Annotated in this window: 9 protein-coding genes, 1 pseudogene and 1 other annotated feature; of the genes and pseudogenes, 8 read left to right on the top strand and 2 right to left on the bottom strand. The window is 59.8% G+C overall.

Annotation, left to right across the window (positions count from 1 at the left end; all coding sequences use genetic code 11):
• Window positions 1-383 precede the first annotated feature (383 nt).
• Complete coding sequence (locus tag E8Q41_RS16525) at window positions 384-1181, top strand: creatininase family protein (protein WP_137156662.1); 798 nt, start codon at window positions 384-386, stop codon at window positions 1179-1181.
• Here the strand turns inward: E8Q41_RS16525 and E8Q41_RS16520 are convergent.
• Window positions 1172-2116 carry a LysR family transcriptional regulator gene (locus E8Q41_RS16520; RefSeq protein ID WP_137156663.1) on the bottom strand — a complete coding sequence of 315 codons (945 nt, stop codon included), beginning with the start codon at window positions 2114-2116 and terminating at the stop codon, window positions 1172-1174. The two genes, E8Q41_RS16525 and E8Q41_RS16520, sit on opposite strands and share 10 nt — an antisense overlap.
• A gap of 182 nt (window positions 2117-2298) precedes the next feature.
• Here E8Q41_RS16520 and E8Q41_RS16515 point away from each other — a divergent pair, with 182 nt between their 5' ends.
• The 6 genes from E8Q41_RS16515 to E8Q41_RS16490 all read left to right on the top strand — a co-directional run bounded on the left by E8Q41_RS16515 (window position 2299) and on the right by E8Q41_RS16490 (window position 8295).
• Window positions 2299-3309, top strand: a complete 1011-nt coding sequence (locus E8Q41_RS16515) for an ABC transporter substrate-binding protein (protein WP_137156661.1) — start codon at window positions 2299-2301, stop codon at window positions 3307-3309.
• Between the two features lie 68 nt (window positions 3310-3377).
• On the top strand, window positions 3378-4196 hold the full coding sequence (locus E8Q41_RS16510; protein WP_137156660.1) for an ABC transporter ATP-binding protein: 819 nt from the start codon (window positions 3378-3380) through the stop codon (window positions 4194-4196).
• On the top strand, window positions 4196-5005 hold the full coding sequence (locus E8Q41_RS16505; RefSeq protein WP_137156659.1) for an ABC transporter permease: 810 nt from the start codon (window positions 4196-4198) through the stop codon (window positions 5003-5005). Before E8Q41_RS16510 ends, E8Q41_RS16505 begins: the two co-directional genes overlap by 1 nt.
• Window positions 5005-6306, top strand: a complete 1302-nt coding sequence (locus E8Q41_RS16500; protein ID WP_137156658.1) for a cytosine deaminase — start codon at window positions 5005-5007, stop codon at window positions 6304-6306. Before E8Q41_RS16505 ends, E8Q41_RS16500 begins: the two co-directional genes overlap by 1 nt.
• A gap of 1 nt (window position 6307) precedes the next feature.
• Complete coding sequence (locus E8Q41_RS16495; RefSeq protein ID WP_137156657.1) at window positions 6308-7714, top strand: FAD-binding oxidoreductase; 1407 nt, start codon at window positions 6308-6310, stop codon at window positions 7712-7714.
• Window positions 7714-8295, top strand: a complete 582-nt coding sequence (locus E8Q41_RS16490) for an NAD(P)H-dependent oxidoreductase (protein ID WP_137156656.1) — start codon at window positions 7714-7716, stop codon at window positions 8293-8295. Before E8Q41_RS16495 ends, E8Q41_RS16490 begins: the two co-directional genes overlap by 1 nt.
• 4 nt (window positions 8296-8299) lie before the next feature.
• On the opposite strand, the gene E8Q41_RS16485 is transcribed toward E8Q41_RS16490, so the two are convergent.
• On the bottom strand, window positions 8300-8689 hold the full coding sequence (locus E8Q41_RS16485; protein ID WP_137156655.1) for a Rid family hydrolase: 390 nt from the start codon (window positions 8687-8689) through the stop codon (window positions 8300-8302).
• Window positions 8690-9011: 322 nt separating this feature from the next.
• On the opposite strand from E8Q41_RS16485, the pseudogene E8Q41_RS16480 reads away from it, so the two are divergent.
• Window positions 9012-10057 (top strand): annotated as a pseudogene (locus E8Q41_RS16480) (IS3 family transposase); the annotation flags it as partial.
• Window positions 9110-9226, top strand: a sequence feature (AL1L pseudoknot). It overlaps the preceding pseudogene by 117 nt.
• Window positions 10058-10260: the final 203 nt, after the last annotated feature.

The raw sequence follows: 10260 nt of genomic DNA, 5'->3' as shown, positions 1-10260 counted from the left end.
GATGGCTTCTACAATCCCGTCCGGCGGCACTCGGCGCTTGACTACCTAAGCCCCGCACAGTTTGAGAGACTGGCCGCTTGATATGAAAATGCCTCTCCACTTTTCCGAAGCAAGTCCACTCGTTATAGGAAGCCCAGTTCGTCACCCTATGCATTTGACGAGCAATCTTGGGTCGGCGAGCGGCGTTGAACTTGTGAGGCATCCCGAAAATCCTGAACATGATGTCCCGCCAAATATCAAACATCTGCACAATCCGTGCAACAAGGCCCCGGATATGTGGAGAGCTCACAAAAAGGCATCATACTTGTCGTAAATTGATGCTTTGAGCATGTCGGATTTTGACCTAAGCCACCCGGGGGGAACACTGCGGGAAGCGATCGTCGATGACAAAGAGATTTTATTGGAACGAGCTGACAAGTCCGGAATTTCACGGACTTGATCCCGAGAACACGATCGCGATCCTGCCACTGGCGTCTACCGAACAGCACGGACCACATCTCCCTATTTGCACCGATGTCGCCATTGCCAACGGCATGCTGGGCGAAGTGCGCGCATTGCTTCCTGATCATCTCGACATACTGGTTTTGCCGACGCAGGAAATCGGCAAGGCCAATGAACACATTCACGGTCCCGGCACCTTGTCGCTGCCGGCGGAACTGTTGATCCCGGCCTGGACGGCGATCGGCGAGAAAGTGTCGGAGGCGGGCATTCGCAAGATGATCATCGTGAACTCGCATGGCGGCAATCTGGATGTGATGAGCATCGTATCGCGGGAAATGCGGGTGCGGTTCAATATGGCGGTCGTAGCGACGCAATGGAGCCGCTTCGGCGCGCCCGACGGGCTGTTCGACGCTCATGAGATGGCGTTCGGCATTCATGGCGGGGAAGTCGAAACCTCGATGATGCTGCATTTCCGGCCCGATCTGGTGAAGATGGACAAGGCGGAAAACTTTGTCTCGAAGGCTGAGTGGATGAAGGAAAACACCCGCTATCTGCAGCCGCTGCCGCCGCATGCGCTCGCCTGGATCGCTCATGACCTCAATCCCAACGGCGTTGTCGGCGACGCCTCCAAGGGGACGGCGGAAAAAGGCGCGCTCTATTGCCGTCATGTCGCTCGCGCCTTCATCGATCTGATCGAGGATCTCACGCGCTATCCGCTCGCCAATCTCTATCAGCCCTGAGCGTTTTCCGTCTGCGACGGCCGTCCCTGCACTTCGCGCACCATTTCCACCAGTTCCCCAAGCAGGAACTCTACGAACAGGCTGGCTGCGGCGTCGAGCGAGGCGCGGGCCCGGGCGAACAGTTTCATCGGCTGGTGGCGGACATAGGGATCGGCGAGCGGCCGGTAGATGAGCTCGCCGCGCCGGCATTCTGCGAGCACATCGAGTGGGTTGAGGAGCGTCAGCGCCTTGCCGTGACGCACGATTTCCTTCAGCATTTCAGACGAATTGGTTTCGAGCGCAGGCTCGATCGGCAAAGGCAGGGGCGCGAGAATGAGATTGATCATGTCGCGCAGCGACGTTCCCGGCAGCGCCAGCACCAGCCGTTCCTGCACCACATCGATCAGGCTTACACGCTCATTTTCCGCCAGTCTGTGCCCCGGCGGCAGCACCACACCGATGGGAATGTCGAAATTGGCAAGCGTGCGAATGCCCGGAGTGGCCGGAATGTTGAAGCCGAGACCGAGATCTACCTCGCCCGCAATCACCGGGTTTATCGTAGTCGAGCCACCGTCGTTGCGCAGGGACACGCGCACGCGCGGGTGTTCGGTGATGAAGCGCGCCATCAATTCGGGCAGGGGGCCAGCCGCCAGACCAACGGTGGTGACGATTGACACCTTGCCGGCCTGGGGCATCTTCAAGCCGCGAATGCGGCCTTCGAGCTTCTCGTAATTCTTCAGCACATCGCGAATATGCTCGATGCAGAGTTCGCCGGCCGCCGTCAGTCTCAGCCCGCGCGGCAGCCGCTCGAAAATCTGTGCGCCAAGCTCTTCCTCCAGCGCAAGAATCTGCCGGTTGATCGCCGAGGAGGCGACATTCAGCCGATCAGCCGCTTTGCGGATCGAACCGCAGCGGGCGATCTCGTCGATATAAAGTAGCTTGCGGGAATGCAGCAACATCCGGTCAATCCTGCTTAAAATTCAGTCATGCCGCCCATTTGGGCGACAATCTCTCCTGCTCTGCCAAAAAAGCATCAATGCGGACGAAATTTGATGCTTTTCAACGCGCAATGCAAGCGGTCAACTGACGTTAGGGGACGTCGATGGCGGCGTTCGCGCAAAAAGGGGAACGACGCAAAATGCGCAATCTCATGAAAACACAGCTTCTGTCGGCAGCTCTGGGGCTTGGTCTGATGCTTGCAGGCGCCGCTCATGCCGAAGACAAGGTGACCTATGGCACCAACTGGCTGGCGCAGGCCGAACATGGCGGCTTCTACCAGGCCGTGGCGGATGGCACCTACAAGAAGCACGGGCTGGATGTCACCATTGTCCAGGGCGGTCCGAACGCCGCCAACAGCGCGCTTCTGATCGCCGGCAAGATTGATTTCTACATGGGCAGCGCCATGGAGGAACTTTCCGCCGTTGAACAGGGCATCCCGGTCACCAATGTCGCGGCCTTGTTCCAAAAGGATCCGCAGATCCTGATGGCGCATCCCGACAAGGGGATCGAAAAGTTCGAAGACCTCGCCAAGCTCAAGACCATCTTCATGGGCAAGGACGGCTATCTCACCTATTTCAGCTGGATGAAGGCCAATTTCGCGGGTTTCAAGGACGAGCAGTACAAGCCGTACAACTTCAATCCCGGCCCGTTCATCGCCGATCCTGATTCCGCACAGCAGGGCTATCTGACCTCGGAGCCTTATGAAGTGGAGCGTCAGGCGGGCTGGAAGCCTAAGGTTTTCCTGCTGGCCGACGCCGGCTATGCGCCTTACTCCACCACGATTGCCGCCCGCACCGAGCTTGTCGAGAAGAACCCCGACCTGGTGCAGCGCTTCGTGGATGCGTCGATCGAGGGTTGGTACAACTATCTCTACGGCGACAACAAAGCCGCCAACGATCTGATCAAGAAGGACAATCCTGAGATCACCGATGGCCAGATCGCCTATTCGATCGCCAAGATGAAGGAATATGGCATTCTGGAATCGGGCGAGGCGCTGACCAAGGGCATTGGTTGCATGACCGACGAGCGCCAGAAGGCTTTCTTCGACGCCATGGTCAAGATCAAGGTGTTCAAGGCCGAAACCGATTACAAGAAGGCCTTCACCACCCAGTTCGTTTGCAAAAGCGTCGGCATGAACCTCAAAAAGTAATGCTTTGCGCCGTCGCCGCGACCGCGGCGGCGGCAATCCCTCTTGTCCGTACGCCAAAGTTCATTTTCATGACGCATGACCCCGAACCCGAGCAAAGCGCACCCAGGAAGCGGGCGCTTGTGACGATGAAGTCGGTCTCCAAGACCTTTTCCAGCGGCACGCTGGCGCTGACCGACATGTCTCTGACCGTGCGGCCTGGGGAATTCGTGAGCCTGCTCGGTCCTTCGGGGTGCGGCAAGTCCACGGCGTTGCGCATCATTGCGGGCCTAGGCGGACCAAGCTCGGGCGAGATCGACTGGCCGAGCTCCCAGATCAATGCGCGGGGTCTTCCAGACGGCGACATCTCCTTCGTTTTCCAGGAGCCGACGCTGATGCCGTGGCGTACGGTTTACGGCAATGTGCATCTGCCGCTGCAGCTGACCGGCGTATCGGCAAAAGAAGCCCGACCGCGCATCATGGAAGCCCTGGCGACAGTGGGGCTCGCCGATTTCGAAAAAGCCTATCCGCGTGAATTGTCGGGCGGCATGAAAATGCGCGTGTCGATCGCCCGCGCGCTTGTGACGCGTCCCAAGCTGCTTCTGATGGACGAACCCTTTGCCGCGCTCGATGAAATCACGCGCCAAAAGCTCAATGACGATGTGCTGAAACTCTGGAAGGAGACCGGCATCTCCGTGATCTTCGTGACCCATTCCGTCTATGAGTCCGCCTATCTCTCCAGCCGCATCGTGGTGATGCGCGCCCGGCCTGGCCGGGTGCACGAGGATTTCGCGCTCGACGCCAATGTCGAGAAGAACGAGGATTTCAGGCTGTCGGACGCCTATCGCAACGCCTGCGACCGGGTGTCCCGCTCGCTGGCCGCCGCCATGTATGGACAGGAGGGCCACTGATGGCTGATCTCAACGCCGAGAAGCGCCGGGACCTGCTCTTGAAAATTTTGGTTCCCACCTGCGTCATCGCCATCCTGATCGTCATCTGGGATCTGTCGGTGCGGATCAGCGGCGCGGCGCCCTATATCCTGCCGGGGCCGATCCCTGTCGCCACAGCGCTGATCAATGACTGGGGCATTCTCTGGCCGGCCTTCCTGGTGACCGCCCGCATCACGCTGGTGTCGCTGGCGCTGGCGCTGATCGGCGGCGTAGGCTTTGCAATCTTTCTCGTCCAGTCGCGCTGGATCGAGCTGGCGTTTTACCCCATCGCCGTCATTCTTCAGGTGACGCCGATCGTGGCGATCTCGCCGCTGATCCTGATCTATGCGCCGACAACACAAGTGGCGCTGTTGATCTGCGCATTTCTCGTGTCTTTCTTCCCGATCCTGTCCAATATGGTTCAGGGGCTGAAGAGCGTGGACCACAATCTGCTCAATCTGATGGAACTCTATGGCGCGTCACCGCTGCAGACCCTGATCCATCTGAAGATCCCGGCGGCGCAACCCTATTTCATGACCGGTCTCAGGATTGGCGGCGGGCTTGCCTTGATTGCAGCGGTCGTGGCGGAATTTGCCGCAGGCTCGGCAGGCGCGGGTTCTGGCCTAGCGTTTCGTCTGCTGGAGGCGCAATTCCGGCTGAATATTCCACGCTTGTTCGCGGCTCTCCTGATGCTCTCCGTTCTCGGCGTGGCGCTGTTTTCGCTGACGTCCTTCCTGTCCTGGCTGGTGTTGCACCGCTGGCATGAAAGCAGCCTGAAGAGGGAAAACTGATGCTGAACATTCCAACGGTTCGCCGCTATCAATTGCGCAATGCGACTATTCCCGCCGATCTCGCGCCGGGACTTTCGGCGCCTGCAATCCAAGGCCTGGCGACGGCCGATCTGGTGATCGCCGATGACCTGGTCGAGTCGATCACGCCCGCTGCCGCCGCGCCGCTGCTTGATGCGTCCATCGATCTGCGCGGCGGCATGGTCTGGCCCTGCTTTACCGACATGCACACCCATCTCGACAAGGGCCATATCTGGGAGCGGGCGCCGAATCCGGATGGCACCTTCATGGGGGCTCTGGAGACGGTGCAGGCCGACAGCGCCAGCCATTGGAGCGCCGCCGATGTCTCGACCCGCATGGAGTTTTCGCTGAAGACCGCCTATGCGCATGGAACGCAGCTGATCCGCACCCATCTCGACAGCCTGCCGCCGCAGCATCGCATTTCCTTCGGCGTGTTTGAGGCCATGCGCGAGCAATGGAAGGACCGCATAGCGCTGCAGGCCGTGGCGCTGTTTCCCTTCGACATCATGACCGAAGAGGCGGATTTCACTGATCTCCTCACTGTGGTCCAGGCGAGCGGCGGCCTACTCGGCGGCTTTCCGCTGATGAACCCGGAGATCGACCGGCAATTCGATCGCCTGTTTCGCGCTGCCGCTGAATACGGTCTCGATATCGATCTGCATGTGGACGAGACGGCCGATCCGAGCGCGATGACGCTGATGGCGATCGCCAAAGCCAAGCTGCGGCATGGGTTTGAGGGAGCTGTCACAGTCGGCCATTGCTGTTCTTTGGCGCAGCAGGATGACGACACCGCCAAGCGGGTGGTGGATCTGGTTGCCAAGGCCGATCTCGCCGTCGTGTCGCTGCCGATGTGCAACATGTATCTGCAGGATCGCCATTCTGGCCGCACCCCACGCTGGCGGGGTGTGACGTTGCTGCACGAATTGCGCGCCGCCGGGGTGCGTGTCGCTGTCGCCTCCGACAACACTCGCGATCCGTTCTACGCTTATGGCGATCTCGATCCGGTGGAAGTGTTCCGCGAGTCGGTGCGCATCCTGCATCTCGATCATCCGCTCGACCATGCCGCCAAAGTCATCACATCCACACCGGCGTCCATTCTCGGACGACCCGAACTCGGCGTCATCGCCGAGGGACAGCCGGCCGATCTCGTGCTGTTCAGCGCCCGGCGCTGGAGCGAATTTCTGTCCCGCCCGCAATCCGATCGCACCGTCCTGCGCAAGGGTCGTCCCATCGATACGACCCTGCCCGACTATCGCGACCTCGACGCTATCTTTGGAGTTTGACATGCCTGATTACGCCGCTCTCATCAAAGAACTCGACGGCATTGCGATCGAGGACAATCCGGCGCTGGTGAAACAGAAGAGCCGGGATTTCTACTGGTATTCACCGGTGCTCAAGGCGCAGCTCGATCATGTCACGGCCGATCTCGTGGTCTCGCCAGTCTCCGAGGAAGAAGTGATCCGCACGCTGAAGGCCGCCTATGCGCATGGTGTGCCCATCACGCCGCGTGGCGCGGGAACCGGCAATTACGGCCAGGCGATGCCGCTGTCGGGCGGCATCGTGCTCAATCTCGCCAATTTGAACAAGGTCAAGGAAATCCATCCGGGTCGCGTCATTGCCGAGCCCGGCGTGATCATCTCCCAGCTCGACAAGCAGACCCGCGCCCATTCCGGCCAGGAACTGCGCTTTCATCCGTCGACGGCGCAAACCGCCACCCTCGGCGGCTTTGTCGCCGGCGGCTCGGGCGGCGTGGGCTCGATCACCTGGGGCGGCCTGCGCGACATCGGCAATATTCTCAGGCTCAGGGTGGTGACGATGGAGGCCGAGCCGCGCGTGCTCGATCTCACCGGCATGGACCTGCACAAAGTTTCGCACGCCTATGGCACCAATGGCATCATCACCGAGGTCGAAATGCCGCTTGCGCCAGCCTATGACTGGGTCGACGTGCTCGTGGGCTTTGACGACTTCATGGACGCTGTGCGCTTCTCCGATGCGCTGGCGCATGAAAACGGCCTGCTGACCAAGGAGATCGCCCCGATCGCCGCGCCCGTGCCGCATCTCTATTTTGCCCGCCACAAGCCCTGGATCCGCGAGGGCCAGTCGGTGGCCGTGCTGATGGTGGCGCCTTTCGCCATGGGCCCATTCGAAGCCTTTGCGCGCACCCAGAAAGCCGAGATCATCTTCCGCTCCGACACGGTCGAGAGCATGAAGGGCATTCCGCATGCCTATGAGCTTGCCTGGAACCACACGACGCTCAGGGCGCTCAAGGTCGATCCCAACTTCACCTATCTGCAGGTGCAATATCCTGGTCCCGATCACGTCGCCAAGGTCGCCAAGATGATCGAGATTTTCGGCGATGAAGTGCCCGGCCATCTCGAATTCATCCGCTTCAACGGCGAGATCCAGTGCGCCGGCCTGCCGCTGGTGCGCTACACCACCGAAGAGCGGCTCAACGAGATCATCCGCATCCACGAAGACAATGGCTGCCCGATCTTCAATCCGCATCGCTATACGCTGGAGGAGGGCGGCATGAAGCAGACGGATCAGGTCCAACTTGCCTTCAAGCGCGAAACCGATCCCAAGGGGCTGCTCAATCCCGGCAAGATGATCGCCTGGGAAAATCCTGATTTCGATTTCACCGCCGGGAAGAACTTTCTGTTCCGCGGACTTGAATCCATGGGAGTGTCCTGATGCGCGTTCTTCTCCTGCATTCCCATCCAGTGGAAGAAAGCTATGGGGCGGCGCTGCACAAGACCACCCGCGAAGCGCTCGCGCGCGCCGGACACACAGTGGATGACTGCAATCTCTATGCCGAAGGCTTTGATCCCGTGATGTCGCGGCATGATCGCATCGTCTATCACGACTATCCGGAGAACATGAAGCTGGTCTCCTCCTATTGCGACCGGCTGCTGGCGGCCGAGGCGCTCGTCATCGTGACGCCGGTGTGGAATTTCGGCTTTCCGGCCATGCTGAAAGGCTATTTCGACCGCGTCTGGGTGCCCGGCATCTCGTTTGAACTTGTCGATGGCAAAGTGCAGTCGCGGCTTCGTCATATCCAGAAGCTCGGCGCTGTGTTGACCTATGGGGCAACGCCATTTCGCGCCTTCGTCGCTGGCAATCCGCCGAAGAAGATCGTCAAGCGCGTGCTGCGCGCCCAGATCAATCCGTGGAGCACGGTGACGTTTCTCGCCCATTACGACATGAACCGTTCCACCGACCAGACCCGCGCGGCCTTCCTCGATAAGGTGCGGACCCGGATGGAGGCGTTCTGACGCTTCAGTCTAATTTCGCGGCGGTGACTTCGACCTCGACCAGGAATTCGGGCCGGGTGAAGCCCGAAACGATGATCAGCGTCGACACCGGCTTGATGAGGCCGGTATAGCGGTCGCGCACCGCCATATAAGGTGCGAAATCCTCACGCCGCGTCACGAAGGCTGAGATGCGGATCACATCCTCAAAGCTCATGCCGCCGTCCCTGAGAATGGCTCCGATCGCCTCGAAACAGAGGACGGCCTGGTCCTCGACGCTTTCCGGAATGACATCCTCCGTGGTCAGTCCCAACTGACCCGATGTCACCAGCAATCGCGCGCCCGCGGGCACGGAAAGTCCGTGATTGTAGTGGCCGAAGGGGCGGCGGACAGAAGGCGGATTGATTGCGGTTTTCATGAGCCGTCCTATGCGTTGAGGCGCTTGCGCCGATAAACAATACAATATCTGGCCGCGGTGGGAACCTTTGCAAAAAATGCCGCCAAACAATCGTAGCGGCCTTGAGCGGGTTTGCGCCTCCCGCTCGGTTTCTCCGCCTTGCTCACCCGCAATTCAGCTGAAATTGATGTGTTTCGGCGTGGTCTTTGACCCCACTATAGGCGTCGAACGGTGACCCCAGGCGTTCTAAAGAAAAACAAAGTCGTTCAGCATGTTAGTCTGCAACAACCGGGGTCATTCTTCCGCGCCGAAAGGGGTCAAAGTTCCGAGCGTAATCACAAACAGGGCTGGTCTGCCGAGCGATGTGGCCGGGAAGATGAAGGCTCTCGAACGGGAGAACCGCGAGCTTCGTCAGGCGAACGAGATTTTGCGCAAGGCATCGGCGTATTTTGCTCAGGCGGAGCTCGACCGCCCACAGAAGCGATGATTTCCTTCATCGACGAACACCGTTCGGTGCTCGGGGTCGAGCCGATCTGCAGGCTGCTGCCGATTGCCCCGTCCACTTATTATGAGGTCGTTGCCGAGCGCACGGACGTGGACCGCCTGTCGGCCCGCGCCCGGAGCGACATGGCCATGAAGGTCGAGATACGCCGGGTGTTCAACGAGAACTTCCAGGTCTATGGCGTGCGGAAAGTCTGGCGACAGTTGCAGCGAGAAGGCTTCGATGTCGCCCGCTGCACCGTCGCTCGGCTTATGAGAGCGATGGGGCTTCAAGGCATCATTCGCGGCAAACCCGTCAAGACCACCGTGTCGGATAAGGCTACTCCATGCCCGCTCGACCGGGTGAACCGGCAGTTCAGGGCTCCTGCGCCAAACAGGCTCTGGCTTTCCGATTTCACCTATGTCGAGACCTGGCAGGGGTTTGTTTACGTGGCCTTCGTCATCGACGCCTTCGCCCGCCGCATCATCGGCTGGCGGGCAAGCCGGACCGCTCATGCGGGTTTTGTCCTCGACGCTCTGGATCAGGCACTCCATGACCGGCGGCCCATTCATCGCGGCGGGCTCATCCATCACTCCGACAGGGGCGTGCAATACGTGTCGATCAAGTATTCCGAGCGGCTGGCGGAGGCAGGTATCGAGCCATCTGTCGGCAGCGTTGGCGATTCCTATGACAACGCTCTCACTGAGCCGATCAACGGCCTTTACAAGGCCGAGGTCATCCATCGGCGAGGACCATGGCGCAACTTCGAAGCCGTGGAGTTCGCCACACTCGAATGGGTCGACTGGTTCAACAACAGGCGGCTTCTGGAGCCAATCGGCAACATTCCGCCAGCCGAGGCCGAACAACGCTACTACGCCATGCTGGACGCACCAGCCATGGCCGCATAACTTAAACCAAACGGTCTCCGGCAAACCAGGGGCGGTTCAGTCCGAACTCAAAGCCGTGGCCTGAGAACGCCGCTTAAACAGAAGCCTAAAGTTATTGTTCAGCACTTTAATGCAAGGACCCTAACTAGGCCGTATACTCATAAACGGGCTTCCGCTTTGGGATTGATGATGATTCAAGGCTGCCATTGATTTGGGAGCTTTTT

Origin of the sequence: Rhizobium sp. FKL33 (assembly GCF_005222915.1) — a bacterium.
Lineage (GTDB): Bacteria > Pseudomonadota > Alphaproteobacteria > Rhizobiales > Rhizobiaceae > Rhizobium_E.
Note: the sequence above shows the minus strand (reverse complement) of the source record. Positions and strands in the feature narration are given on the sequence as shown.